This window comes from Campylobacteraceae bacterium, assembly GCA_013215945.1.
Taxonomy (GTDB): domain Bacteria; phylum Campylobacterota; class Campylobacteria; order Campylobacterales; family Arcobacteraceae; genus NORP36.
Window position 1 is genome coordinate 54685 of record JABSOM010000006.1, and the last position, 26623, is coordinate 81307.

The 26623-nt window shown below is 29.3% G+C and carries 26 protein-coding genes; 13 read left to right on the forward strand and 13 right to left on the reverse strand.

The genetic code is table 11. The features are described from left to right. Positions 1-6: 6 nt before the first annotated feature. The 6 genes from HRT41_07580 to HRT41_07605 all read right to left on the reverse strand — a co-directional run bounded on the left by HRT41_07580 (position 7) and on the right by HRT41_07605 (position 4685). Complete coding sequence (locus HRT41_07580; GenBank protein NQY23880.1) at positions 7-438, reverse strand: globin; 432 nt, start codon at positions 436-438, stop codon at positions 7-9. Between the two features lie 84 nt (positions 439-522). Beyond that, a complete protein-coding gene (locus tag HRT41_07585) occupies positions 523-1311 on the reverse strand; it encodes a class I SAM-dependent methyltransferase (protein NQY23881.1) in 789 nt (262 codons plus the stop codon). A gap of 16 nt (positions 1312-1327) precedes the next feature. Further along, on the reverse strand, positions 1328-2053 hold the full coding sequence (locus HRT41_07590) for a GntR family transcriptional regulator (GenBank protein NQY23882.1): 726 nt from the start codon (positions 2051-2053) through the stop codon (positions 1328-1330). Between the two features lie 109 nt (positions 2054-2162). Then, positions 2163-2774 (reverse strand): bifunctional 4-hydroxy-2-oxoglutarate aldolase/2-dehydro-3-deoxy-phosphogluconate aldolase, encoded by a 612-nt coding sequence (eda, locus tag HRT41_07595; protein ID NQY23883.1) that lies wholly within the window; start codon positions 2772-2774, stop codon positions 2163-2165. Further along, a complete protein-coding gene (locus tag HRT41_07600; protein NQY23884.1) occupies positions 2767-3675 on the reverse strand; it encodes a sugar kinase in 909 nt (302 codons plus the stop codon). Before HRT41_07600 ends, eda begins: the two co-directional genes overlap by 8 nt. Before the next feature lie 302 nt (positions 3676-3977). Then, entirely contained in the window at positions 3978-4685 is a 708-nt protein-coding gene (locus tag HRT41_07605) for a LexA family transcriptional regulator (protein NQY23885.1), read from the reverse strand. A 295-nt stretch (positions 4686-4980) separates the two neighbouring features. Here HRT41_07605 and HRT41_07610 point away from each other — a divergent pair, with 295 nt between their 5' ends. The 12 genes from HRT41_07610 (at position 4981) to HRT41_07665 (ending at position 16715) form a co-directional block, all read left to right on the forward strand. Beyond that, positions 4981-5514 (forward strand): TRAP transporter small permease subunit, encoded by a 534-nt coding sequence (locus HRT41_07610; GenBank protein NQY23886.1) that lies wholly within the window; start codon positions 4981-4983, stop codon positions 5512-5514. Beyond that, a complete protein-coding gene (locus HRT41_07615; protein NQY23887.1) occupies positions 5511-6791 on the forward strand; it encodes a TRAP transporter large permease in 1281 nt (426 codons plus the stop codon). The genes HRT41_07610 and HRT41_07615 overlap by 4 nt, the downstream gene beginning before the upstream one ends. 99 nt (positions 6792-6890) lie before the next feature. Continuing rightward, positions 6891-7919 carry a DctP family TRAP transporter solute-binding subunit gene (locus HRT41_07620; GenBank protein NQY23888.1) on the forward strand — a complete coding sequence of 343 codons (1029 nt, stop codon included), beginning with the start codon at positions 6891-6893 and terminating at the stop codon, positions 7917-7919. 373 nt (positions 7920-8292) lie between these two features. Continuing rightward, the gene (locus tag HRT41_07625; protein NQY23889.1) at positions 8293-9438 is read left to right on the forward strand and encodes a mandelate racemase/muconate lactonizing enzyme family protein; all 1146 of its coding nucleotides are present in this window, start codon (positions 8293-8295) and stop codon (positions 9436-9438) included. A 94-nt stretch (positions 9439-9532) separates the two neighbouring features. Further along, positions 9533-10759, forward strand: coding sequence for a sugar ABC transporter substrate-binding protein (locus tag HRT41_07630; protein NQY23890.1), 1227 nt, complete (start codon positions 9533-9535; stop codon positions 10757-10759). A 2-nt stretch (positions 10760-10761) separates the two neighbouring features. After that, positions 10762-11631, forward strand: a complete 870-nt coding sequence (locus tag HRT41_07635; GenBank protein ID NQY23891.1) for a sugar ABC transporter permease — start codon at positions 10762-10764, stop codon at positions 11629-11631. Beyond that, on the forward strand, positions 11628-12458 hold the full coding sequence (locus HRT41_07640; GenBank protein NQY23892.1) for a carbohydrate ABC transporter permease: 831 nt from the start codon (positions 11628-11630) through the stop codon (positions 12456-12458). Before HRT41_07635 ends, HRT41_07640 begins: the two co-directional genes overlap by 4 nt. 13 nt (positions 12459-12471) lie before the next feature. After that, on the forward strand, positions 12472-13269 hold the full coding sequence (locus tag HRT41_07645; GenBank protein ID NQY23893.1) for an SDR family oxidoreductase: 798 nt from the start codon (positions 12472-12474) through the stop codon (positions 13267-13269). Position 13270: 1 nt separating this feature from the next. Next, complete coding sequence (gene ugpC, locus HRT41_07650; protein NQY23894.1) at positions 13271-14344, forward strand: sn-glycerol-3-phosphate ABC transporter ATP-binding protein UgpC; 1074 nt, start codon at positions 13271-13273, stop codon at positions 14342-14344. Positions 14345-14353: 9 nt separating this feature from the next. Further along, positions 14354-15247 carry a RidA family protein gene (locus HRT41_07655; GenBank protein NQY23895.1) on the forward strand — a complete coding sequence of 298 codons (894 nt, stop codon included), beginning with the start codon at positions 14354-14356 and terminating at the stop codon, positions 15245-15247. Further along, complete coding sequence (locus tag HRT41_07660) at positions 15229-16011, forward strand: creatininase family protein (protein ID NQY23896.1); 783 nt, start codon at positions 15229-15231, stop codon at positions 16009-16011. The genes HRT41_07655 and HRT41_07660 overlap by 19 nt, the downstream gene beginning before the upstream one ends. Positions 16012-16019: 8 nt before the next feature. After that, complete coding sequence (locus tag HRT41_07665) at positions 16020-16715, forward strand: RraA family protein (GenBank protein ID NQY23897.1); 696 nt, start codon at positions 16020-16022, stop codon at positions 16713-16715. A 261-nt stretch (positions 16716-16976) separates the two neighbouring features. On the opposite strand, the gene HRT41_07670 is transcribed toward HRT41_07665, so the two are convergent. From HRT41_07670 to HRT41_07685, 4 genes are read right to left on the reverse strand one after another with little or no spacing between them, the layout of a single operon-like run. Next, entirely contained in the window at positions 16977-18572 is a 1596-nt protein-coding gene (locus HRT41_07670; GenBank protein NQY23898.1) for a glycosyl hydrolase family 3, read from the reverse strand. 11 nt (positions 18573-18583) lie between these two features. Next, the gene (locus tag HRT41_07675; GenBank protein NQY23899.1) at positions 18584-19528 is read right to left on the reverse strand and encodes an ABC transporter permease; all 945 of its coding nucleotides are present in this window, start codon (positions 19526-19528) and stop codon (positions 18584-18586) included. An 8-nt stretch (positions 19529-19536) separates the two neighbouring features. Continuing rightward, positions 19537-21039, reverse strand: coding sequence for a sugar ABC transporter ATP-binding protein (locus HRT41_07680; protein NQY23900.1), 1503 nt, complete (start codon positions 21037-21039; stop codon positions 19537-19539). Further along, positions 21036-22103 (reverse strand): substrate-binding domain-containing protein, encoded by a 1068-nt coding sequence (locus HRT41_07685; protein NQY23901.1) that lies wholly within the window; start codon positions 22101-22103, stop codon positions 21036-21038. Before HRT41_07685 ends, HRT41_07680 begins: the two co-directional genes overlap by 4 nt. Positions 22104-22655: 552 nt before the next feature. Here HRT41_07685 and HRT41_07690 point away from each other — a divergent pair. Continuing rightward, on the forward strand, positions 22656-23774 hold the full coding sequence (locus HRT41_07690; protein ID NQY23902.1) for an ATP-binding protein: 1119 nt from the start codon (positions 22656-22658) through the stop codon (positions 23772-23774). Between the two features lie 240 nt (positions 23775-24014). Here the strand turns inward: HRT41_07690 and uxuA are convergent, their stop codons facing one another. From uxuA to HRT41_07705, 3 genes are read right to left on the reverse strand one after another with little or no spacing between them, the layout of a single operon-like run. Then, positions 24015-25091 (reverse strand): mannonate dehydratase, encoded by a 1077-nt coding sequence (gene uxuA, locus HRT41_07695; protein NQY23903.1) that lies wholly within the window; start codon positions 25089-25091, stop codon positions 24015-24017. After that, on the reverse strand, positions 25088-25987 hold the full coding sequence (locus tag HRT41_07700; GenBank protein ID NQY23904.1) for a 2-dehydro-3-deoxygalactonokinase: 900 nt from the start codon (positions 25985-25987) through the stop codon (positions 25088-25090). Before HRT41_07700 ends, uxuA begins: the two co-directional genes overlap by 4 nt. Continuing rightward, positions 25980-26612: a 2-dehydro-3-deoxy-6-phosphogalactonate aldolase gene (locus HRT41_07705; GenBank protein ID NQY23905.1), complete on the reverse strand. Its 633-nt coding sequence runs from the start codon at positions 26610-26612 to the stop codon at positions 25980-25982. Before HRT41_07705 ends, HRT41_07700 begins: the two co-directional genes overlap by 8 nt. Positions 26613-26623 lie beyond the last annotated feature (11 nt).

Genomic DNA, 26623 nt, shown 5'->3' on the forward strand with positions numbered 1-26623 from the left:
TTGATTCTAGTCTCGTGTATTCATCATCCAAATTGAGAAAATATCCAAATAAGTCCAGAAAGATTCTTTTAATTCTTCACTTAAATTACTCTCTTCTAAAAGTGTTGCATACGCTTCTAACCAGATAACTCTTGCAGCTTGATCAATTTTAAAAGGAGAATGTCTTGCTGCCATCATTGGTCTTCCTCTGTTTTGATCAAAATGTCTTTGACCTCCACAAATTTGTATAAAAAAATCAGAGGCATGTTTTACTGCCATTTCAATTCCAGCATCATGTGGTGGAAATAAATCTTTTATCTCTGAGTGTCTTAATATCTCATAATGTTCTTTCGTCAAAGCTCTCATACCATCTTCGCCAAGAACATTTAAAATTTCTGGGTTAGGTAAAGTAACATTGGGTCTAACTCCAACTATGCCTTGTGTGATTTTGTATTCCATAATTAACCTTCTTTTGTTCTAATAATTTTCTTCAATATATCAAATACTTAGTATTTTTTGCATTAAATTATTGATATTTAACTTTTACTTTTTATCCCAAGCTATAATTGCCCATTCTACGTATGTATCTTCTTTTTGATCTTTTATTTTATCTTGATAATGTGTTTTTAAAAGATTTATTTCTTCTTGTTTTAACTCTCCTAAACTCCACATAACAGAAGATATAAAATCTTCTTCATTTTTATAGCTAATATTTCTGGCTTCACTTTTTATAAAGTTTAAAGAAGCATTAATTCCCATATTATATAAGATGTTTAAAATATATATGTAATCAGGTTTTTTATTAATATCTTTATTTAAAGCACTTAAAATATCTAAAGATAAAAAACTTCCTCCTACTTTATAAGAAAGTACGACTTTTTTAAGCGCTTGATTGTTTAGTTTTTCTAAGGCTTTTTGCATGTTTTTTACTTCCATAGAACGCGATGCAATAACTAAGTCTGTTTTAGGAACCTCAGCCCAATCATCGTACCATGAAAGATTAAAGCTTTTGATATTTGTGCATTTTTCTTTTTTGGCATTCTTTTTTAAAAAATCCAGCATTTTATCTGAAAAATCCAAGCAGTAAATATTTTTAAGTTTTTTTGATAATAAAAGAGACAAGTTGCCAACACCACAACCAACATCTAAAGAAGAATTTATTCCTTCTAGTTTTATGTGATTTAAAAAGTTCTGATTGTAAATTGATTTATGAATATTTTTATTCATTGTAGAAGCTTTACTGTTCCAAGCCTCTTTATTTTTGGCTTGGAAAGTAGTTTTATTTTTTTGTTCTATATACATTTCATTAAAATTAATTGTTTCAATTTCCATAGTTCTCTTTTATTTTTTAAATATTTGAAAGCCTATCATTGGACAAAATAATTTTATGTTTATACATATTGGCTTTAATTAAAATATCAGAATACTCTACAGGATTATTATATTTATCAAAAGAGAGACGGTGTAAAGATAACAAAGCATCTCTTTCATTGATATCTAATTTTTGCGCTTCTGTTATACTGGCATTTTTAGCTTCCACTGTTTCTTCTGCATTATAAAATTCAATTTTATATTCATCTTTTAAAAAAGTATACAAAGATTCAATTTTGAAATTTTCTTCTATATTAGGAACAGAATCAAAATCCAAATAATTGCACATTAAAGCAAAAGGAACATTGTTTAATAAACGTATACGTTTAATACATAAGAGTTTACTACACTTAAGTAAATCTTTTACGTAATGTTCTCCTTCAACAATTAAAAAGTGAAGAGATTCTGTTTTTATAATATCTTTTTGTTTAGCAAGTCTTTGTGTTAAAGAACCAATAGAGTTTGCATCGTATAAAATTTTATGTGCTTTAACAAAAGTACCCTTCCCTTGTTTACGCTCTAAAACATTTTCTTTTTCAAGTACTTCAATCGCTTTTCTAACCGTAATACGGCTAACTTCATATTGTTTTTCTAACTTGATCTCTGCTGGGATCATATCCCCAACTTTATAATTCTCTTTAATATCTTTTAAGAGTTTATTCTTTAATTGTGTATATAAAGGTATACCATTTTTATGAAACAAATTATATGTCCTTGCATTCAAAATAAAACTGTCTTTGTTATGTTGTATTAACATTATAACCTATTAAACATTGAAACAATGTTTTTGATATTTTTCTTATCTTTTATTCTTAACTTTTAAGCATAGAGCTAATATTTTTAGCTTCACTTCTAATATCATTTAAAGACATAGTTTTTGTATTAACCATCCAAGAACCACCTAAACATACAACATTTTTTAATTCTAAATATTCTTTAAAATCTTTTTGCCCTATTCCACCTGTTGGACAAAAGGATACATCTTCAAATATATTCGCATAAGCTTGAAGCATTTTATACCCCCCTGAGTTTCCTGAATGAAAAAATTTTTGGAAAAATATTCCTTCTTCCATTAATGCAATTATTTCACTTGGTGTTGATGCGCCTGGTAAATAATTCATATTAATTCTTTTTGCTTCTTTTATAAGTGTTTTTGTAGCACCTGGGCTTACTGCAAAATTACAACCAATATTTTGTATTTGAAGTAATTGTTCTTTTTTTACAATAGTTCCAGCTCCTACATTTGCACTTGGAAACTCTTTTATTATTGCTTCTATACAAGCTAATGCATTAGGCGTTCTTAGCGTAATTTCTAAATTTGTCAAACCTTCTTCTACTAATACTTCTGATATTTCCAGGCTTTCTTTTACATCATTAAATGTTAAAACAGGAATTACGGGTGAATTTTTAAAATCATTAATCATTTTTATCCTTTGGCATAATTGCGCCTTTATGCATAATTACTTTTGCCGCTAATTTTTTGGCTTTTTTTATTGACTTGTTAACACTTTTTTCTTTTAATCTTGATGCTAGGTATTGTCCATTAAAAGAATCTCCTGCTGATGTTGAATCTACGATATTTTTTAATTGTTTTGTTTTTTTATGAACCGTTATTCCCTCATAATGACAAACAATATCTTCTTTTCCACAGGTAATTATAATTTCTTTTATTCCTGCTTCTAAGGATTTTTTTATAATATCTGAAGGTGTACTTCTTCCCCATAAATCAATCTCATCATCAATAGAAGGCAAAAATATATCTGTATAATTAACTACTTGTTTGTATATTCTTCTTGCATCATCTTGATTGTTATACAATCTTGGACGATAATTTGAATCAAAGGCTATTTTTACACCGGCCGCTCTTGCTTTTTTAATGATTTTAAAAAGATTTTCTCTTCCTTTTTCACTCATTATTGCCAAAGTAATAGCGGAAAAATAAATTAAATCAAAAGTTAATAAATCTTTTGATAATTTATCTAAGCTTTGTGTTAAAAACAATTCTTTTGCAGCTGCTTGTCCTCTCCAATAATCAAAACTTCTCTCACCCTTATGTGTGTCTATAATATATAAACCCGGTTTTTTATCTTTTAGTCTGTCTACATAAGTAGTCTCTAAATTTTCTTTATGAAAAAAGTCTAACATTTGTGAAGAACGTGCATCTTCACCTAATACTGTAATGTATTCTACTTTTGCATTTTTTAATGATCGTTTTAAATATACCGCACAATTAAAAGTATCTCCTCCAAATGTTTGTTTATACGAGCCTTTTTCATCTTGGTACAGCTCAACCATACATTCGCCTATTACTGCTATTTTGATCATTCTTGTATTTCCTTATACTTTTCTATTTATATTTTATAATGGATTTTTAACATAGAAGCTCTCTAAGTAAACCCTTGTTTTCTACAAATTTAATTTTTAAAATAATAACACTTTTCATCCCTTGATTTAAAAGGATGTTTTACATATGAAAAACTAAAGGTATTTAAATATGATGTATCTAATTTATTTAATTTGTTATGTTATCTTATCATTATAATCATTAAGCTTTCTATAAGTAATTACTTGAAATCAGATTGTATGTAATGTTCTTCATACAAGAAGAATAAAGAGTTCTTAATTAACTAAATAATATCTTCAAAGGTACACTTAAAAATAACACGTCCCAGAACTTTAAAATCATCTAAACCACTTTCTGGAATTTCAAATGTCTCATATCTCTCGTTATCTGATATTAGGCGTACTGATTTTGTTACAGGGTTAACTTGAATACGTTTAATATAGGTTCTGTTTTTATAAACAACTAAATACATAATACTATTGAATAACTCTTCATCACTAGCAACTGTAGAAATAAATACCTTATCTCCATTATTAATAGTAGGACTCATAGAAGATCCTACAATAGTTACCATTTTTAATTCATCTAATTTTTCGCCTTCTGCGAAACGATCAAGAATGTTTTGGGAGACTGATAAATAATGTTTGTCTTTTAAATGTTCTTCTACTGCTAGAATATCTATATTTTTATGTTCTTTATTAAAGAATGAATTAATAACGATATTGTCATCTTTTTTTTCCTGCCCATATAAATTGTCATTCTTAACCCCTGCTAATAACCAGTCCAAAGAAATATCTCGCTTAATACATAATGCAATTAATAACTCATAAGGAATTTTTTCTCTTCTAATCCAAGTTGAAAAAGTTGCATAATTCACTTCAAGTAAATCACTTAAATCTTTGGATTGACTTACATTAAAATATGTCATCAATCTTTCTATAATGGCAGAAAAGCTTGTTTTGTTTTCATTATAACTCTCTATTATTTTCATTTTTGCCTCTTTTAAAGTATTTTATATTCGTATTGTACAATAAAAAGTGTATTTATGAAACATTTTGCATATTTATAACTTACAATATTCAATATTGACATTTTTTTTCAATTTTAATGTAATAATTTAAAATGTTATATAGTTATTTGGTAAATTTAAAATAAATTTACAATAAAATGGATTTTTGAATATATCAAATAAAAAAAACTTTAAATATGAATAATAATTATCTTTTTTTCATTCAATTGGAAATTTATTCTGTGTTTAAGGGTTTTTATTAAAAAAAGGAGTAGAGATGTTAAATAATGTTAAAAAAATCTTTGGAAACATTAGTGAAGCTATTAGTAAAGTCAATGCTGTAGTTATTGTCATTTTAATGATGATTTTAGTTATTGATGTATGGATTGGCGTTTTAGACAGATATGTATTTGGCTGGGAAATTGCATGGATTGAAGAAATGGCAAGATACTTTATGATTTGGGCTGTTTTATTGGCAGTACCATGTGCTTTGGCGAAAAGAGAACATATAGGACTTTTTTTAGTTTTAAATAAAATGCCTAGGGCTTTAAGAATTCCGGTTCTAGTAATTCTAGACATTATAACTTTTATCTTTTTTCTTATTATCTTTATATATGGACTTGATTTTGCCAACAGTGGAGCAGAAAAATATGTTGACTCTATTATAGGAGTTACTATGTTTGTTCCTTATCTTAGCATTCCTACTTTTGCTTTCATTTCATGCCTACAAGTCATTTGTACGGGAATAAGGGATTTTGGAGATATTCATGTTTATGATTTAGATGAAAAATCGCATAGGAGTTTTACATGATTGTTTTATTTACTTTTTTTGGTCTTTTGATTTTAGGTTTAAGAATAGGCGTTGTTGTTGGGATTAGTGGAATAGTTGGCATTATGACCATATCTGGTTTTGATTTCATGTCTGTTGTTCCCCAAAAAATATTCAATGGTTTAAATCTTTTTCCATTTTTAGCCATGCCATTTTTTATTTTAGCAGGTGAAATTATGAATCATATTGGAATTACAAGTAAAATAATTGCTTTTGCAAATGTTCTAGTAGGACATAAACCAGGAGGATTAGCCCATGCAAATATGATTTCTTCTGTGTTTTTTGCAGGAGTAAGTGGAGCAGCTACTAGTGATGCGGCCGCTTTTGGAAGAACACTAGTACCAGCCATGGTAAAAGCAGGTTATGACAGACCCTTTGCCTGTGCAGTTACAGCAGCAGGTTCTATTATTGGCCCTACTATTCCACCTTCTGGTTTAATGGTAGTTTATGGTTCTTTAATGGGAGTATCCATTGGGGGTTTATTTGCAGCAGGAATTCTTCCTGGTATTTTAATTTGTATTGTTTGTATGATGGTAATTACTGTTGTATCAAAACGTAGAAATTTTCCAATGGCTGCAAAAAGAGCTTCTTTTAAAGATGTTATTCATGCGTTAAAAGAAGCTTATTTAGCACTGATTATGCCTTTAATCATTTTAGGTGGAATTATTTTTGGTATTTTTACTCCAACAGAAGCTGCTTCAATTGCTGTTGCTTATGCTTTAATTTTAGGCGTTTTTGTATATAGAAATTTAAGTTTTTCTGCTTTGTCTTCTATTATTCTAAGTACTTCAAGAATTTGTGGAGTAATTTTCTTAATTATTGCTTCTGCTTCTATTTTAGGTTGGTATTTAAGTTTTGAACAAATCCCTCAAGCTTTGACTTCGGCAATTATTGGGATTACAGAAAACCCCTATTTGATTTTATTACTGATTATTGTGTTTTTACTTGTGGTTGGAATGATTATGGATATTACAGCCATGTTAATTATTTTAGCGCCTATTTTAGTGCCTATAACAGCTAGCATTGGAATTGATCCCTTACATGCAGGTATTATTTTTGTTCTTGCTTTAAATATATCACTCATGACTCCTCCTATTGGAGCTTGTCTTTTTGTACTGTCTTCTGTTACAGGAGAAAAAATGGAACGTATAGCTGCTAGTTTATGGCCATTTTTAATTGTAGAAATAGCTGTATTATTTTTGTTTGCTTATTGGGCAGATTTTGCTTTATTTATTCCAAGGTTATTGGGATTTTTATAAGAATTTATAAATTTATAAGGGAGGAAATATTTATTTTGAAAAGAGATTGTGAAGCGAGATGTTAACTCTTTGCTTGAAAAGAATTAAAAAGGATAAAAAATGAAAAAAATAGTAACAAGTGTATTATTAACAGGACTTATGATTAGTGGTGCTTATGCACAAAAAACAATTAAATTTGCTCATGACAATAAAGAGGATGTATTTGAAAACCCTGCTCATGCTTTTGCAGGAACATTCAAAAGTATTGTAGAAACAGCAAGTAATGGCGAAATTAAAGTTGAAATTTATCCTTCAAATCAATTAGGTTCTTCTAAAGAACATTTATCAATGACAAGAAAAGGAATTATACAAGCCACCATCACAAGTGTAGGAGCAATGGCATCATCTTACCCACGAATTGGTATTATTGATTTGCCTTTTGCTTTTAACTCTTATATTGCAGCTTACAGTGTTTGGGATGGTGCTTTTGGGGAAGCAATGGCTTCTGATATGGAAAAAGAATTAAAAGATGTAAAAGTACTTGGTTTTCCTGATACGGGTGGTTTTTTTGGAATTACGAATTCAAAGCGCGCAATTAAAACATTAGAAGATTTTAAAGGTATAAGAATTAGAACTATGACCTTGGCTTCCCATCAAAAAATTCTAAATTCTTTAGGTGCACAAGCGTATCCTTTATCATGGGCTGAAGTATATTCAGGTTTACAAACAGGTGTAATTGATGGACAAATGAATCCAATTCCAACAGTAAGTTTTGCCAAATTTTATGAAGTACAAAAGTACTTAACTGTAACAAATCATTTATTCACGCCTTATACTTTTACTATGAATAAAAAATTCTATAAGTCTTTAAGTGAAGATGAAAAAAGAATTATAAACAGAGCTACAAAAGCTGGAATAATAGCAGGTCGTGGTGTTTCTTTAGCTATTGCTAATTCCGATTCAAGAGGTCTTGCTTTTTTATCTACAAAAATGGAAGTCACTTCCTTAAGTGCCAAAGAACTAAACAGAATGAGAGCAGTTTCACAACCCGCAGTAAAAAAACTTATTGAAGAAAAATACGATGCAAAAGCGAAAGAACTTTTAAGCGTATATATCCAAGAAGTAGACAAAGCAAATCAAAAATACTAAAAAGATTAAAAAGAGGCATATCTTAAATGTGCTTCTTTTTTGCATAGCTTATCTCACAAAAACACTACTACCACTCTTTTTTTTAAATATTTCATATTTAAATAATTTAGGCTAAATATATTTCAAAATGAAATATATTACTGATAATAATATTCATAACAATGAATAATAAAACAAAATGAATTCAAGTTTATTATTAAAAGTTTCAATTTGAAACATAATTGATATTTAAAGCTTGAATTATTCAATAAATCTTTTTTTCTGCTAATTTAATGTCATAATTGAATATATATTTACAATCAGATATTCATTTAATACTTTTTCTTAAGTTAATATGAAATTTTGAACCTATATAATATTTTAAAGGATATTTATGAAGAATAACAAAATCAAATCTTTTCATTTCACAGAAGTTATCGTACCCGCAAAAGAAGGCATGATATCAAGTAAGAGTATTAACAAACCCTTACATATGTTACCTGTGATAAAAAAAGCAAGTGATGGCTGGTCTGCACAGTTTGATGAACTTCCTAAACTAATTGTTCGAATGGAATTAGAAAATGGAATCATTGGTTTTGGTGAGTTCTATAGAGACCATAACATGGACTTGGTTAAAAATATCGCACAATCCCTTATTGGTGTTGATTTAAGTGATTTGTCTTTAAGAAAACTTCCTATTGGTTTGTACAGAGAATATGACGGTTTTGAGTGTTGTATTTGGGATGCTTATGCTAAATCACACGAATTAAGAGTGGTTGATTTATTAGGAGGGCCATTACAAGATAAAGTAAAAGTTGGTTCTTGGTCATCACATAGAGAAGTATCTGAAGTTGGAGCAGTTGCTAAAAATTTTGCAGATATGGGATATGACAGTATTAAGTTTAAAGCTGATTTAGAGGATGATGTAGTAGCAACATGTGAAGAGATTAAAAAAGCTGCTCCTAATATGACAGTAATTTTTGATCCCAATCAACGATGGGAAAATTTAGGTGAAACTAAAAAAATTGTAAGAGACTTAGAAAAAGTAGGAAATGTTTTTTGTTTAGAAGATCCTATGCCTTTTTGGATGATTCAAGATTATGCAAGTTTAAGAGAATTCACAGATATAAAGATTGTTAGACATGTTTCTTTACCTTATATTTATCAAGGGCAGAGAATTCATGATGTAATTAATATTTTAAATCACAGATCAGCAGATGGTTTTAACTTTAATGCAGGACTTGCAAAATTTCAACAACAAGATTTAATTGCAAATGCTGCAAATATGTATTCTTGGCATGGATCTGAAATTGATTTAGGTATTTTAGAAGCAATGTATATCCACCAAGTAAGTGCAACTCAAAATTGTATTTGGCCAAGTGATATTTTTGGAAGACTAATAAGAAGTCATGATTTATTAAAAACACCACTAAGAATAGAAGCACCGTATGCTTATTTACCAGAAGGTTTAGGTTTGGGGATAGAACTTGATGAGGAGGCTATAGAATCATTTAAGACCAATGAAGTATTTGTTTCATAAAATTGTTTAAGGATGTTTTTTTTGGCTAGTAAACATCCCTCAGATTTTGTGATTGTTGACATTATTGTCGTATAATTAATTAAAAAGGAAGATTATGAAAAAAAGTATTTTAAAAGTATTAACTGGAGTTTGCGTTTTATCAACATTAACTTATGCTTCAACATTAAGAGTATCTGTTCCTGCATATGCAGACAGTACAAAACCTGCATTTGAAAAAATTGTTGCTGACTTTGAAAAAGAAAACCCAGGAATTGATGTTAAATTAGAAGTAGGTTCTTGGTCATCATGGCAACAAAAATTACAAACTGATTTTTTCTCTGGGGGAAATGCAGATTTAATTTATTCTACAAGAGCGTGGGTTCCTACTTACGCTGCTGCTAATAAAATTGTAGCTTTAGATTCATATCTTTCAGACAGTGATAAAGCACAATTTCCAGCATCACTTTTAGAAGCGGCTAAAGTAAATGGAAAATTATATGCACTTCCTAGTGTAACATCTGCTAGAAACTTATATGTAAACTTAGATTTATTAAAAAAAGCAGGTGCTACAGTTCCTACTACATGGACCCAACTTCAAGAAACAGCTAAATTAGTATCTCAAAATACGGATGCGTATGGTTTCGGTATTCAAGGAAAAGAAGTTGAAATGGAAAAATATTTCTATTATGCTTTATGGAACTTTGGTGGTTCAGTATTAGACAAAACAGTGGGTGGTACTAAGTCTGCTCTTAATTCAGACGCAGCGTTAAAAGCAGCCAATTTCTATAATGATTTAATTAAAAAGGGATATGCTCAAAAAAACGTAACCTCATATAACAGAGAAGATTTACAAGAATTATTCAAACAAGGTAAATTAGCAATGATGATTACTCATGGAGTATTAGCAGAGCAAATTTCAAGTGAAGGTCATAACATTAACTTTGTACAAACTGATGTACCAGGTATGGTTAAAGGTAAAAAAGGTATTACATTAGGTGTAATCGATGCTGTTCATTTATCTGAAAATTCTAAAAACAAAAAAGATGCTGTTAAGTTTTTAATGTTTTCTGTTAAACCTAAGTACCAAGCAGATTGGATTGCAAAAGCAAATCTTTTACCTGTAACAATTGAAGCTGGAAAAGATAAAGCTTTTGAAGCAAAACATTTACAAGCTATGATTTCAGCCGTTCCAAATGCTAAGTTTGCATTTATACATGCAAAATCAACAAAAATTATCGACATTTTAAGAAATGAATTACAAGCAATTTATTCTGGTAAAAAAACTCCGGAACAAGCGCTAAAAACAGCTCATAAAAAAATTAATAGAGCAGCAAGAAAATAGTTATGAATAAAAAATCTTTAAAACCACTATTATATATAGCCCCAAGTTTTTTACTTGCATTTATTATTATTTCTTATCCGATTATTGATTTAATTAGATTATCTGTAAATGATGTAGGAACCTTTGGTGACTTAAACGGTTTTATTGGATTATTGAATTATCAAGATGTATTTGAAGATGAATTGTTCTTTGAAGTATTATTAAGAACACTTTTTTGGACAGTAAGCGTAGTTTTAGGAACGGTAATTATTTCCGTTCCTATTGCTTTAGCACTTAACGAAGATTTTTATGGTAAAGGCATTGCTACTACTATTATTATGTTGCCATGGGCTATTTCTTTAGCTATGACAGCAGTAATATGGAAGTGGATATTAAATCCAGAGTATGGAATGTTAAACAGCGTTCTTTTATCATTTGGTTTGATTGATGAAAATATAGGCTGGTTAGCAAATGCTAGTACTGCTTTTCCCATGCAAATTCTTATTGGAATTTTAGTTTCTATTCCTTTTACTATATCAATATTAATGGGTGGATTAACGTCAATTCCAAGAGATATATATGAGGCTGCTTTTTTAGATGGAGCTTCATACTTTACTAGGTTAAGAACATTGACTTTACCTTTATTAAAACCATTTATAAACATAGCGATTGTTTTAAATGTAATATATGTCTTTAATTCTTTTCCAATAATTTGGATTTTAACAGAAGGTGGACCTTCTAACTCTACAGATATTCTGCCTACTTATCTTTATAAGATGGCATTTCAATATGGAGAGATTGGTTTAGCTGCTGCTGTTTCAATTATTATGTTGTCATTATTATTAATGTTTACCTTTATATATGCTTATGTAGCTATGAAAGAAAAGAAATGAAAAAGAAAAAAATAATTAGAACCATCATATGTTGGTTGGTATTACTTCCTGTAATGCTTACTGTTTTATTTCCCTTTGTTGTAACAGTATTAACGGCTTTGAAACCAAGAAATGAATTAACACAAATTCCACCTAATTTTTTGCCAAGTGAGTTTCAATGGGGCAATTTTATTGAGGTTTGGCAAAATACAAATATTGCAAGCTCTTTGCTTAATTCCTTGTTCATAAGTACAGTAGCAACTATTATTGCTTTGGTGGTTGCAGCACCTTGTGCTTATGCTATGACACGTTTTGATTTTAAAGGGAAAACAGCTTATAGATTCTTTTTACTAGTAACACAAATGTTATCTCCAATTGTTTTAGTACTTGGATTATTTAGATTAATGGTGTATATGGGTGTTGTAGATTCACTTGGCTTTTTATCTGTTATTTATGCTGCTTTTAATATTGCCTTTTGTGTATGGATGCTTCAAAGTTATTTTGAAACCATTCCTAAAGACTTGGAAGAATCAGCATGGATTGATGGTGCTAGTCGTTTTAGAAGTTTATTAACTATCTTCTTACCTCTTGCACTTCCTGCTGTTGTAATTGTTGCCATGTTTACTTTTGTAAACTCCTGGAATGAATTTATTATTGCTTTCTCTACATTAAGAGATAGTTCTTCTTATACCATTCAATTAGGAATTATTGAGATGACGGGTTATTATTCAGTACGATGGGATTATATTATGGTTTCAGTAATTATTGCAACCATTCCAGTAGCAATATTATTTGCTTGGTTACAAAAACATTTAGTGGGCGGATTAACTTCTGGTTCCGTGAAATAAGTGAAGGAAAAAAATGAGATTTAAAGATAAAGTTGTTGTTATTACAGGAGCTGCCGGTGAAATGGCGCAAGAGATGACACGTCAAGTTATAAAAGAAGGTGGTTTTGTAGTAACTCTTGGAGTAAGAGCGTCTACTTTAGACCCATTTTTAGATGATTTAAAAAAAGAAAATTTATTAGCATTTAAACGCGTAATTGCAAATATTTCTAATCAAGAAGAAATAGAAAATATTATAGAAGAAGTAATAAAAGAACACAAGAAAATTGATATTTTAATCAATCATGTAGGCGTTACTAAAGCAGAAAGTCTAAATACTACAAGTGTTCAATTATGGAAAGACGATATAGAAATTAATATAAATGGAACTTTTTATATTACCAATGCATGTTTAGTACATATGAAAAAAGCAAAACAAGGCAATATAATTACTATTGGTTCTGTAAATTCAGACCGCTGTGTTGGAAATCCTGCTTACAGTGCTTCTAAAGCTGCACTTGTTCAATATATGAATGCTATTGCAACTGAATATGGACAATATAATATTAGAGCAAATACAGTAAGTCCGGGCAGTGTAAGAACAAAAGCTTGGGATTTTAGAATAAAAAATAATCCAGAGACCTTTGATAATTTATTAAAATGGTATCCCTTAAAACGTATTGCAACACCTGCTTGTATTTCAAAAGCAACACTGTTTTTAGCAAGCGATGATGCATTTTGTATTTCAGGGGTTAATTTAAGAGTGGATGCAGGATTAAGTGCTGGGGTTGCACCTTTTGCAAAAGATATTACATCTGAAAGTTTTGGAGTATAGTATGGGAACAATGGAATTAAAAAATATCAAAAAAGATTATGAAGGAGTACAAGTTCTTCATGGTATCAATGTAGATATTAAAGATGGTGAGTTTGTCGTTTTAATTGGTGAATCAGGATGTGGAAAATCTACACTCTTAAGAATGATTTGTGGTTTAGAAGAAATTTCTTCTGGAGAGTTAATAATTGATGGGCAAGTAGCAAATGAAGTAAGCCCACAAAAAAGAGATATGTCTATGGTATTTCAATCTTATGCTTTATATCCACATATGAGTGTATATGACAATATTGCTTATGGTTTAAGAATTTTAAAAATGCCAAAAGGTGAAATTGATCAAAAAGTAAGAGCCGCAGCAAAATTATTAAATATTGGTGATTATCTTGATAGATTACCTAAAAACCTCTCAGGGGGACAGAGACAAAGAGTTTCTATGGGAAGAGCAATTGTAAGAAAACCTAAGTTCTTTTTGTTTGATGAACCCTTATCAAATCTTGATGCAAAATTAAGAGTTGTAATGAGAAATGAAATCAAATCTTTACAAAAAAGATTAAAAACAACCACTATTTATGTTACACATGATCAAGTAGAAGCGATGACAATGGCAGATAAAGTTGTATTAATGGACAAGGGATATGCCATTCAAATTGGAACTCCTGAAGATTTATACGACAGACCCAATTGTATTTTTACAGCTACCTTTTTAGGAAGTCCTAATATTTCACTTGTAAAAGGAAATGTAAAATTTGTGAAAAATATTCCTACTTTATTAACACAAGATGGTACCAGTTTTGCACTAAATCCGGAAACAAGTCTCAGTGAAAATCAAGAAATTATTTTAGGAATAAGACCCAGAGATTTCCATTGTGTTAACAAAGACCAAGGTCTTAAAGTAAATATTAAAATTCATGAATATACAGGTGCCGAAAATGTGATATATGGACAAATCGGAGAAAACGAAATCAATATTGCATTTTCAAGAAAAGAAATATTCGATAAAAATAAAGATTTGTATGTTACGTATGATGTTAAAAAAACACATATATTTGATTCTAAAACAGAAAAAATAATTAACTAAAGGAAAAATATGGCCTATGATATAAACCCATTTTCAAAAAATGATAAAGACAGATACAGTATTTGGGAAAAAGTAGTAAGAATAGATATTGATGCATTTTTAGCACAAGACTGGTCTATGTGTGAAAAAGATTTTCACGAAGAAAACTTCATGGGAATAGATGCCAGAAAAAGTGCCAATCCAGATTCATGGTCTCTTACTTATGATTCATTAGAAACCTATAAAGAAGACTGGTTAAAACAAGCCGCTGATTTTGCTTCAAATGAATATAAAGAAGACAAAAGAGAAAGCTTATTTAATGCAACTACCTTAAGAGACATCGAAATAAAAGGCGAATCAGCTGTTTTACATAAAAAGTTTGATGGTGCTATTACCAAACTTGATGGAACAGTAGAGCCCATTTTATGGCAAACACTTTATAAAATGCGAAAAATTAATGGGGATTGGAAAATTATTGGTTTTGTAGGTTATATGCCAAATCCTATGGGAGCAAATACGGTAACAATTGCAGAAAAAAAACCTAATTTTTCTGTGCCTGCTGGTGCCTCACAACATAAAACTGCGGGTCCTTATTCTCCTGTTTTAGTAGTTGAACCTTCTAAAATAGTTGTTATTTCTGGGCAAGCTCCTATTGATGTTGAAGGAAATGTCATAGGAGATACAATAGAAGAACAAACAGAATTTACAATTAATGCCTGCAAAAAACAGTTAAATACAGCTGGCGTTGGTTTAGAAGATGTATTTAAAGTAAATGTTTGGCTTACCGACTTAGATGAGTGGCCAAGATTTAATAAAGTTTATTCAAGCATGATGTGCGAACCTTATCCTGTACGAGCAGCTGTTCAAGCAGGATTGTTATATACCTTTAAAGTAGAAATTGAAATGTGGGCGGTAAAAAAATGATTTGGAAACACTTAACTTCAAAAGAAATCGGAAATTTGGATAAAAGCATACCTGTTATTCTTCCAATTGGTGCAATTGAACAACATGGACCACATTTAAACGTGGAAACAGATACTTTGATTGCAGAATATTTTTGTCATGAATTAAATAAAGAGATTGAACAAGAGGTATTGATTTTACCTCCTTTAGCTATTTGCTCCTCTGAACATCATATGGAGTTTCCAGGTACGTTAAGCGTATCTCATGAAACACTTATAGCTTATGTAAAAGATGTTTTAAGCTCAGTTTCTAGAAATGGTTTTAAAAATATTATTATTTTTAATGGCCATGGAGGAAATCAAGCTTGGGGTTCTGTTGTAGTTGAAAGTTTTGGAGTTAAAAATCCAGATTGTAATTTAGCCATTATGACTTGGTGGAAAATTGCTTCAAAAGAACTTTTTGATATTACTGAAACAGGATTATTTGGAGTAGGTCATGCTTGTGAATTTGAAACTTCTTTATTACAGTATATTGAAGGTAATAATGTAAGAGAAAAAGAAATTGTAAATGGTCCAGTTACCACTACTTTTGAGTGGGCAGCAGCTGATTTAATTAGAGGCTCACGTGCAATGTTACACAGATCTATGAAAGAATATACAAGCAATGGTATTTATGGAGATCCACGAGTAGCTTCAAAAGAAAAAGGAAAACGTATAGTAGATGCCGTAATGAAGCGTTTTGTACCTATGATAAAAGACATGAAAATGCCTTTAGAAAAGAAATAGGCTTTAGTGTGTATACCTGGAAAAATGATAAAGAATTATTTGCTTTAGCTCAAAAAGAATTATTTACAGCAGTAATTGGGGATGTAATGGATCTTATGAATTTAAGAAATCAATTCTTAAGTCCTCAAATTAAAGCCTTGAATCCAAAAGCAGATTTATTAATTGGAAGGGCTATGACTGTTTTAGAAACAGATGTATTTGAACTTACTTTAGGAGATTCTAAAAGTGATGTTTATAACAGAGCTTTTGGAATAATGTTTGAAGCTTTGGATGATTTAAAAGAAGATGAAATTTACATTTGTGCAGGTTCCTCTCCCACTTATGCTTTATGGGGAGAACTTATGTCTACAAGAGCCTTGCAATTAAAAGCAAGAGGAGCTGTTGTAAATGGTTATCACAGAGATACAAGAGGCATTAATAAATTAAACTTCCCCACTTTTTCTTTTGGTTCTTACGGGCAAGATCAAGGTCCAAGAGGAAAAGTTATTGCATACAGAGTAGCTATTAAAATTGAAGCAGTTACTATTAATGATGGTGATATTATTGTAGGCGATATAGATGGCGTTTGTATTGTTCCAAAAGAACATGTAAAAGAAGTTTTTATAAAAGCCTTTGAAAAAGCAAATACTGAGAAAAAAGTAATGGAAGCTTTAAAAGAAGGAATGACGACTGTTGAAGCCTGGGATCATTTTGGAATAATGTAAGTTAAAAATAAAGAGTTTACTCTTTATTTTTTGCTTTAGAAAGGACTTCCTTAAGTCCCTTTAAATAGTTCTGTCATAAATTAAATAAGAAATAAAAAAATGCTCATATTACTACTTTTAATTATAAAAAGAAGAATTAAAATGTTAAAGTTAAATACAATACATTCCCTTAAATTTATTATCTTAGTTAGTTTTTACTTTCTAATATTAAAATTTTGTGAGAAACGATTAAAAAAGTTAAGTAAAAAAGAAGTTTCTTTTTTACTTAACACTGATATTTAATAGTTTTTCTGCAGCTTCTTTTGCACTTACATTACGGCTTGTATATGCACACATATAATTATTGACACTAGGAAAATGCTTTAATTCATACGAACTTCTTAACCCAAGCACCAGTGTTTTGTCATTATACTTTGTAAGTATTTCATTAACTCTTTTTATTTGTTCTTTTTTATCAAAATCTTCACCTGGTAAAGGATAGTCTTCTGTTACAAGAATAATAGTCTCAAAAGAATCTAAATTTTCTTGCCTTGTATTTTCATAAGAAATAATTTTTGAATTTTTACTAAGAGCTTCAAATGTTTCACTAAATGTTGTAAATGCACTAATGCTTTGATTTGGACCAATACCTCTTATATTAACTACATTACTATAAGAGCTAATAGGTGTAGCATTAACCAGTGCTATCTTTTTATTTATTAAAGGAAATTTAAGTGTTTTATTTTTTAATAACTTAATAGAATCATAGCTAACTTTTTTTTCAACATTTATATTATTTACACGTGTTCTTCTAGCTACTTCTTTTCTATTATTTAAAATTTTTTCTATTTTGAACGATATAATTCGTTCAAGTTTCTCTTCAATTAATTTTATATCTATATCCTTATTTCTAACGGCATCTATAATTGAATGTATGGATTTGATTTGATTTTCTAAATAATCTTCATTATGATCATAATGTTCTTCTGAAAGCATTATAAAATCAGCCCCAGCTTTTAAAGCTAAAATAGTTGATTCTTCCACTGAATAGGTTTTTCGTATAGCCCCCATATTCATACTATCCGTAATTATTAAGCCTTTAAAGTTCATTTTTTCTTTTAATAATTTTGTTAAAATATTATAAGAAAGTGTTGCAGGATATTGTTCATCAAAACTAGGATACAAAATATGGCTTGTCATTATTAAATCAACTCCAGCATCAATTGCAGCTTGAAAAGGTAAAAGCTCATTTTTAAATAATTCTTCTTTAGATTTATTTACAATAGGAATCTCTCTATGGCTATCACTATGTGTATCTCCATGTCCTGGAAAATGTTTTGCTGCTGTTATACAATTGTTTTGTTTCATTCCTCTAATAGATGCTTTTACATGAGATGAAACCAGCTCTGCATTTTCTCCAAAAGCTCGCGTTCCTATAATTTGATTGTCTGTATTTAAATTAATATCACAACATGGTCCTAAAATACATTGATAACCTACATCTGTCATTTCTTGTGCAAAAATACTGTACATTTCTTCAGTTCTTTTTACATCATTCAATGCGCCCAACGCTAAGTTACCTGGTCCTGTAATTGAGTCATCTGATAGAACACTCCAAGCCCCTTCTTGATCTACTGCAAGAAGCAAAGGAAGATGTTTATTTTGAGATAAAGCTATTGTTTGTATTTTATTGCTTAACTCTTGTGCTTCATCAAAAGAACGTGCATTTTCATCTGAAATATAACATCCCCCAATCTGGTATTTTTCAATAAGTGGAGAAATGTTATTTATATCTTTAGAAGGAAAAGCAACTATAAAGAGTTGTCCAACTTTTTGTTCTAAACTCATTTCTTTGATTATGTTTTTAATCGAATTCATATTATACCTTTCTATTTTTTTTCAGTTTTCATCATAACTGTTACAGCAAGAATAATTATAATTCCTCTTAAAATCATTTGATGATCTATGGATAGTGCCATTAAAATCAGTCCATTGTTTATGATACCCATTAACAATGCCCCTATAATTGAACCAATTATTCTACCTTTTCCACCAAATAAACTGGTTCCTCCAATAATAACAGCAGCAATTACCATCATTAAATCATTTTCACCAAGAGTATATCTTGCACCTTCTAATCTACCTGCATATAAAATACCAGCAAGAGCAGCTAAAAATGCGTTTAACATCAATACTTGCATTTTTATTTTACTGACATTAATACCAGAATAAATGGCAGACAACATATTGCCACCCGTTGCTAATACCTGCCTCCCAAAGGAGGTTTTATTTAATAAAATTGCCCCAACAATACCTACAAATAACAACCATATAAATAATACTGAGACATTTGCAATATCACCATTTCCAAAAATAAAAGAGAAAGTATCGTTATCAATTGGAATTGATCTAAGTTCTGTAATATTTCTTGAAATACCTGCAACAATGCCTGTCATTCCCAGAGTTACTAAAAAACTTGGAATATTGACATATCCCACAAAAAAACCGTTAATAGCACCAACTAAGGTACCTGCTGCTAATCCTGCAAAAACACTGATTACAATATTATCTGTGTTCTCAAGTACAAGCGCGCAAACAATAGCACTTAATGCAACAATACTTCCAAAAGAGAGGTCAATCTCTGCCGTTGATAAAACAAAAGTTACCCCAACTGCCATTATTCCTATCATAGTTGTTTGTCGCACAATATTCATCAAGTTTTGAGAACTTAAAAAGCCCTTATCTCCTAATGTAACTGCAAAAAAAACAAAAATTGCTATAAAAACAATATATATAATATAGTCATTCCAATTTATATTCTTAATATTCACCATAATTTTCCTTATTGTACTTCTTGTAAAAGTTTTTCTTCACTTAAGCCATCATTGTTTAACTCTTTTACAATTTCTCTTTTTTTTACGATATATGTCCTATCACAAAAATCAGCAATTTCTTTAAATTCTGAGGAAACAAAAATGACACAGTTTCCTTCTTTTACGTACTCTTTTATAATATTCATAATTTGAAGCTTTGAGTGAATATCAATTCCAAAAGTGGGATCATTTAAAAGTAGAATATTTGATTTACTAGCCAAACACTTTCCTATAACAACTTTTTGTTGATTTCCCCCAGATAGATATTTTATTGCCTGCTCTGGACCATTACATTTAATTTTTAGATAGGAAATATTATGCGAAGCAATTTTTATTTCTTTTTTTGAATTAATCATAAACATCTTAGATACTTCGTTTAATATTGGCATTACAAGATTATGTTTTATACTAAAGTCTAGAACTAAGCCTTGTGTTCTTCTTTCTTCAGGAGACATACTAATCTTATTCTTAATCGCATCTTGCACCGAATTAATAGTAACTTTTTCCCCTTTTATAATTACATCACCAGAATCTTTATTTGTTAAACCATAAATTAAATCTAATATTTCTGTTCGTCCACTTCCAAGTAAACCAGCTAAACCTACAATTTCACCTTTGTATACTTTTAAATTTATATTATTAACATAAGAGCTTGAAATATCTTTTAACTCCAATAAAGGCATTTCAGATTTATCAATGACTTCTTTATTATTTCTCCAATTACGCGTGCTTAAATTATCCTCACCTAACATGCCTGAAATTATTTCTTCAATAGAAGTATCTTCAGTTTTACAAGAAGAAATAATTTCGCCATCTCTTAAAACACTTACGGCATTACATAAACTCATAATATCATCCAAATAATGAGTTATATATACAATACTCATGCCTTTTGCTTGAAGCAATTTAATTGATTCAAATAACTTACTAACTTCAGCTGACGTCAATGAAGCAGTAGGTTCATCAAGAATTAAAATTTTAGGTTCATTTGCTAATGATTTTGCAATTTCAACTAATTGTGCCTCTCCTACAGAAATGTCACTTACTAAGGTATTTACATCAATATTATCTATTCCTAATGAAAGAAGAAGTTCTTTTGCTTTTTCATTAGCCAAGGCATCATTTAAGATGCCATATTTACTAAAAGAATCGTTATTAAGAAAAATATTCTGACTAATACTCATTGTTTTGACTAAACTTAAGTCCTGATATACCATTGCAATTTTTGATTCAAGAGCCTCAGCAGTAGTGTACTTATCAAAACTTTTTCCAAAAATTTTAATGCAATGTTTATCAGAGGGATTAATACCTGTAATGGCTTTCATTAAAGTAGATTTTCCAGCACCATTTTTACCAGCCAAAGCGTGTATTTCCCCCTCACGTAAAGAGAAGTTTACATTTTTTAAAACGCTTACATTATTAAAACTTATGTTTAAGTTCTCAATATCTATTGCATATTCTTTTTCTATCATCTAGATAATGCTCTCTTAACCGATTTTGGTAAATCTCTTTTTAATGATTCTTTCCACGCTTCTTCTAAATTATCTTTTGAAATTTTAATAGCAGGAACTGTAATAAAAGGTGGTGTTTTTATATTAATTACATTTAATGCTCCCACTTTAGCAACCGTTTCCCCTAATTCATAAGGTAAATCAGCAATTATTCCAGAAATATTTCTTCCTTTTGCCATATCTAGTGCATTAATTTCACCTAAATCCATAGTATATATTTTAATATCTCTTCTATTCGCTGATCTTGCTGCTGCTACAACACCTTCTGCAATACTGTCCCAAGGTGCATAAATTGCATTAACATTTGGATTTTGAGTAATAATAGCGCCCGCAATTGCTTCCGCATCACTGGGATTTGCAATTCCTTTTGAGGTGATAATATTAATACTGGGGTATTCTTTGATTAAAACTGATTTAACAGCTTGATCTCTTTGATTGGTAACATAATAATTCGCATCATGGTACATTAAGGCAACATTACCTTTACCCTTTAACTGTGTATTCATCATTTGTGCAACAGCTTCTCCCATTCCAAATAAATCATCTGTTACAATAGATGCATAATCTTTAAGATGTTTAAAATCCTTAGGTAAGTTGCTAATTAATACAATTTTTATACCTTTTTCAATAGCTGGTCTTAATGCCACCGCGCCTGAAACGGGATCTAATATTAATGTAATAATAATATCAGGGTTTAATACCATAGCTGTTTCAATATCCATACGTTGTTTATTTGAATCAAAACCAGCATCCGTTGTTAAGACTAAATCTATACCAAGATTTTTAAAAGACTCTTGCACTCCAAGTTTAATCGAATTCGTAAAATCAGAACTCGTATGTAACAATAAAACTGCTTTCAAATTCTTCTTTCTTATTTGATCTTTTTGATCATTAGAAATATTAATTTCTTTATATGAAACAGCACTATTACCATTTGGACCCTTTGTTTTCAAAATTGAAGCAGCCCCAAGAAGTGAACTTAACATTAAACTTAGGCTTAATACCCAACCAATACTTTTTTTCATTTTGTTTCCTTTTTTTATTTTGTTTAATTTATATGGAACATAAACTAAATTAATCCTAGCACAAATAGGTATATTCTACACAAATTAAAAAATATTTTACAATTATAAAAAACTATTATTTTTAATATGTAACTTTTAGTATCATTAAATTTAAGAACTTAATATTGCCAGTATTTGTTTCATATGAGAAAAGATAGATATTTTTTAAATGATATCAGCAAAAGTATAATTAAACAAAAATTGAAATTAAATCAATAATAGCCTACTATATCGGTATGGTAAAAATAATTTTATTCACATTTCACAAAATTGAAGCAAATAAAATAAAATAATTTTGAAATATTTTGAAGAATATTTTTTGAAAATGATATTAAATATTTAGTTTTATTCTTATAAGAGAGAAATATTCACAAGTATCCATTAATATATATGATTAATTTATCTATATAATTAATAGATATAGCAACTATAAGTAGAATTTTACTTGTTAAAATTGACATCCATTTAATTAGTAGATATAATTATCTTATATATAACTTGATAAGGATAATAATGTTTATAACGGGTAAACCAGTAACGGGAGAAAATTTTATTGGTAGAAACAAACATTTAGCACTGTTTAAAACTTATATTGACCACAATCAGTCATTTATGATTAAAGCGCCAAGAAGATTTGGGAAAACCTCTTTGGTAAAACATATGCTAAAAAATAAAAAAGAGTATGAATTTGTATATGTTGATATTAAAAGAGCTAGTTCTCTTACCGCATTAGCAGATACGATAATAGACAGTGCATATAAAATATATTCGATTGATAACTTCTTATATCAAACAAAAAACTCAATGTTTGATCTTTTCAAAGCTATTCAAAAATTAAAAATAGATGATATTGCAGAATCTACAATTAAGATACTTGAAAATAAAAAGATTGATGACGTTGAATACTATTTACATAGTTTAAATATTATGAATAGTATTGCAAAAAAGAAAAATATAAATATTAAGTTTGCTCTTGATGAATTTCAAGATATTTTAAATATAGCTACAGATGAAATTTTAATTAAAAGCAGTTCTGTGATGAAACAGCATGAAAATATTACCTATATTTTTCTGGGGAGTATGGAGACAATTATGACGAAAATCTTTGAATACAGAACTTCGCCCTTCTTTCCTTTTGTAACAATTGTTTCACTTTTACCCTTAGACATAGATGAGTTATACGAATATAGTATTTTACAGTTTAAAAATAAAGGTATTAAATGTGAATCACTAAGGTATCTACTAGATTACTTGGGAGGACATCCTGATTATTCATTACAAGTATTGCAGCACTTATATTTTAAAGCCATTGTAAATAATATAAAGGAGCTTACAAATAAAGATGGGTATGAAAGTTTAATAGATGTAATTTTAAATAATAAAGCTTACTTAGATGAAGTATTATCTAACGCAAAACTGAAAAAACACTCGTTAAATGTTTTATATTCAATTGCAAACAAAGAGAAAATTAACCTAAATAGTAAAACTTTATATAATGTAAACAGTTCTTTAGAAGATAAAGGACTAATAAAAAAAATTGGACAAGGAAAATATATAATTAATAATATCTTTTTAGATATATATTTTCAACAAAAAGAAGAAAAAATTACTTTACCAAATTATATTTTATAATTTGGTAAAAGGGTGTTAATAATTCTACTTATTAGGATATTAACAACTCTTATTTACAAGGAATGCAGTATTCTGAGAGAAAGTGGGAATTTAGTTTCATATATTTTTTCATTATTGCTAAATTAAATTTCTGTCATATATTATCTTTTAACAAACTTCTTTTCAATATAGAACTATTAAGAGTGAATTTATCTCCTATTCTACAGTGTAAGTATCTATTTTAAGGCATAAATAATTAGTTTACTCTTTATTTTTTGCTTTAGAAATGGCTTCATTAAGTCCATTTAAATACGTAATTCCAAGAGCTCTGTCGTATAATCCATATCCAGGCATACCTTTTTCTCCCCAAATCATTCTTCCATGATCGGGACGTATATGTCCTTGGAAATTAATATCATTATAGGCTTTCATAATTTCATAAATATCCAAAGAACCATCACTTGATAAATGAGAGCTCTCATGAAAACTTTTTTCACCTTTGCGTTTTACATTTCGTACATGGGCAAAATGAATTTTTCCCTGCGCTCCAAAATCTCTTATCATAGAAGGAATATCATTGTCTTCATTTGGCCCTAATGAACCAGAGCAAAGAGCTAAACCATTTGAAAGCGAAGGAATAATATCAAGTACTCTTTGTAAATTAGAAGCATTGGTCATGATTCTTGGAAGTCCAAAAATACTAAAAGGAGGATCATCTGGATGTATTGCCATTTTAATATTGCAGTTTTGGGCATAAGGAATAATTTCTTTTAAAAAATATTCTAAGTTTTTCCAAAGTTGTTCTTCATTTACTTTTTCATAGGCTTCAAATAAACCTTCAATTTTATCCAAACGCTCAGTTTCCCAACCTGGTAAGTCCATGTCATTTGAATCTTTTTTTATTCGCTCAATTAGTTCTTTGGCGCTAAGATCTTTTAATTGTGTATAGTCAAAAGATAAAACGGTAGATTTATCCTCTAATTCTTTTGCAAGTTCCGTTCTTGTCCAATCGAATATTGGCATAAAATTATAACAAACCGTTTCAATACCAAATTCAGATAAATTTTTTAGTGTTTCTTTGTAGTTTTGTATATATTTATCTCTTGAAGGTAAACCCAGTTTAATATCTTCATGAACATTTACACTCTCAATAATTTCTAAAGCTAAACCATGTGCATGTACTTCATCTTGTAAATTCTTTATATCTTTTTTCTGCCATACTTCACCTACTGGAATATCTACTAAAGAACTAACTACTCCAGAAATTCCAGGTATTTGTTTAATATGGGCTAAAGAAATCACATCATTTGTTCCATACCATCTGAATGTCATTTTCATATTAAATTCCTTGAATTTCTTATTTCTTTATATAAAACTTTCATTGATTCTTGCGTAGCAAGTCCTGCATCAACCTTTTGTATCTTAATTTTGTAAAAATTAAGAGCTAGCGTATATAAATCATTTAAAGAAGAAGAACCAACTACAATAACTTCCTTACATTCATATACATTTTTCATTTCTTTAATTTCATTTCCAATAATTATTCCAGAAAGAAAAGAATATACATTATGCTCACCTAGAATAGAAGCTTGTGCTCGTGCTTGAAAAATTTGATTAAGTAAACCGGTATCAGTAAAAGATAATTCCAAACCTTTTTTAAAAGTATCTTCGTTTATTACATGAGATGAAATTGATTTTGCCAAAAGACTTTTGGTACTTAATAAATTAAACACCTCTCCTGTCATATTGCTTTTAAAATCAATAATCTTTTCACCTCTTACTTCTACCCATTTAGAATGAGTTCCTGGAAGAATCAACATTGCATCTTTTTTATTTAATAATTTTAAAGCACCAAAAACTTGTACTTCTTCTCCTCTCATTAGATCAATTTTATTATTTTTTAAACTTTTAACGCCAGGAACAATATAAATATTTTCTTTGATATCAGGAATTTTTACAAGTTCTTTAGAAAGTAAAGATAAAGAAGTATCACAGACTACATAAGGAGTTTCTATCCAACCATTCATACTTCCAACCATTCCAGACATTATTATAATGCTGTTTTCATCTAAATAGTCTTTTAGAATATTAATTAAATACGCATGAAATTCATTTTTTTTTAATTGTAACATTCCCTCATTTGAAGAAATACTGTGAACTTCTTCAAGTTTTTCATTTAGAACCTGTGCTCTAAAATTACTTGTACCCCAATCTACTATTATGAGCTTAGTCATAATAGTTCTTGATTGCTTTAACAAAAAAATCTGCTTTTGTTTTAAGTAAACCTAGGTCCATAGAAGGTTTATATAAAGAACTTCCTAATCCAAAATATTCCACTCCCTCTTCTAATAAAGTAGAAATATTTTCCTCATCTACTCCACCTACTACAACTAAAGGATATTCTTTGGGAATAATAACTTTTATATCATTGTAATAACCAATACCAAAACGTTTGAAAGGAAAGAGTTTTAAAGAATGAGCACCTGCTTTAATAGCAATATAAGCCTCACTTGGAGTTAAAAACCCAGGGCTTGAAATAAGATTTAATTCCCTGCTTCTTTTAATAACTTCTGCATCAACATTCGGGGAAATAACCAAAGATGCACCTGTTTCTTTTAATGTTTCAACATCTTTTACAGTGCATACTGTTCCAGCACCAATAAAAATATCTTTGTCATTTTTATACTCATCAACAAGCATTTTAATACTTTTAAAAGCATCAGGAGAATTTAAAGGAACCTCAATTATTTTAAATCCACTTTTAACCAATATTTTTGCCACCCCTAATATTTCAGAAGGTGTAATACCTCTTAAAATAGCAATCAACCTAGTCTCGTCTAAAACTTCATTATAATTCATTTTTTCCCTTT

Coding starts and splice junctions, on each gene's coding strand:
- HRT41_07580 (NQY23880.1), bottom strand. CDS start 438: ATGGAATACAAAATCACACAAGGCATAGTTGGAGTTAGACCCAATGTT.
- HRT41_07585 (NQY23881.1), bottom strand. CDS start 1,311: ATGGAAATTGAAACAATTAATTTTAATGAAATGTATATAGAACAAAAA.
- eda (NQY23883.1), bottom strand. CDS start 2,774: ATGATTAATGATTTTAAAAATTCACCCGTAATTCCTGTTTTAACATTT.
- HRT41_07600 (NQY23884.1), bottom strand. CDS start 3,675: ATGATCAAAATAGCAGTAATAGGCGAATGTATGGTTGAGCTGTACCAA.
- HRT41_07605 (NQY23885.1), bottom strand. CDS start 4,685: ATGAAAATAATAGAGAGTTATAATGAAAACAAAACAAGCTTTTCTGCC.
- HRT41_07610 (NQY23886.1), top strand. CDS start 4,981: ATGTTAAATAATGTTAAAAAAATCTTTGGAAACATTAGTGAAGCTATT.
- HRT41_07615 (NQY23887.1), top strand. CDS start 5,511: ATGATTGTTTTATTTACTTTTTTTGGTCTTTTGATTTTAGGTTTAAGA.
- HRT41_07620 (NQY23888.1), top strand. CDS start 6,891: ATGAAAAAAATAGTAACAAGTGTATTATTAACAGGACTTATGATTAGT.
- HRT41_07625 (NQY23889.1), top strand. CDS start 8,293: ATGAAGAATAACAAAATCAAATCTTTTCATTTCACAGAAGTTATCGTA.
- HRT41_07630 (NQY23890.1), top strand. CDS start 9,533: ATGAAAAAAAGTATTTTAAAAGTATTAACTGGAGTTTGCGTTTTATCA.
- HRT41_07635 (NQY23891.1), top strand. CDS start 10,762: ATGAATAAAAAATCTTTAAAACCACTATTATATATAGCCCCAAGTTTT.
- HRT41_07640 (NQY23892.1), top strand. CDS start 11,628: ATGAAAAAGAAAAAAATAATTAGAACCATCATATGTTGGTTGGTATTA.
- HRT41_07645 (NQY23893.1), top strand. CDS start 12,472: ATGAGATTTAAAGATAAAGTTGTTGTTATTACAGGAGCTGCCGGTGAA.
- ugpC (NQY23894.1), top strand. CDS start 13,271: ATGGGAACAATGGAATTAAAAAATATCAAAAAAGATTATGAAGGAGTA.
- HRT41_07655 (NQY23895.1), top strand. CDS start 14,354: ATGGCCTATGATATAAACCCATTTTCAAAAAATGATAAAGACAGATAC.
- HRT41_07670 (NQY23898.1), bottom strand. CDS start 18,572: ATGAATTCGATTAAAAACATAATCAAAGAAATGAGTTTAGAACAAAAA.
- HRT41_07675 (NQY23899.1), bottom strand. CDS start 19,528: ATGGTGAATATTAAGAATATAAATTGGAATGACTATATTATATATATT.
- HRT41_07680 (NQY23900.1), bottom strand. CDS start 21,039: ATGATAGAAAAAGAATATGCAATAGATATTGAGAACTTAAACATAAGT.
- HRT41_07685 (NQY23901.1), bottom strand. CDS start 22,103: ATGAAAAAAAGTATTGGTTGGGTATTAAGCCTAAGTTTAATGTTAAGT.
- HRT41_07690 (NQY23902.1), top strand. CDS start 22,656: ATGTTTATAACGGGTAAACCAGTAACGGGAGAAAATTTTATTGGTAGA.
- uxuA (NQY23903.1), bottom strand. CDS start 25,091: ATGAAAATGACATTCAGATGGTATGGAACAAATGATGTGATTTCTTTA.
- HRT41_07700 (NQY23904.1), bottom strand. CDS start 25,987: ATGACTAAGCTCATAATAGTAGATTGGGGTACAAGTAATTTTAGAGCA.
- HRT41_07705 (NQY23905.1), bottom strand. CDS start 26,612: ATGAATTATAATGAAGTTTTAGACGAGACTAGGTTGATTGCTATTTTA.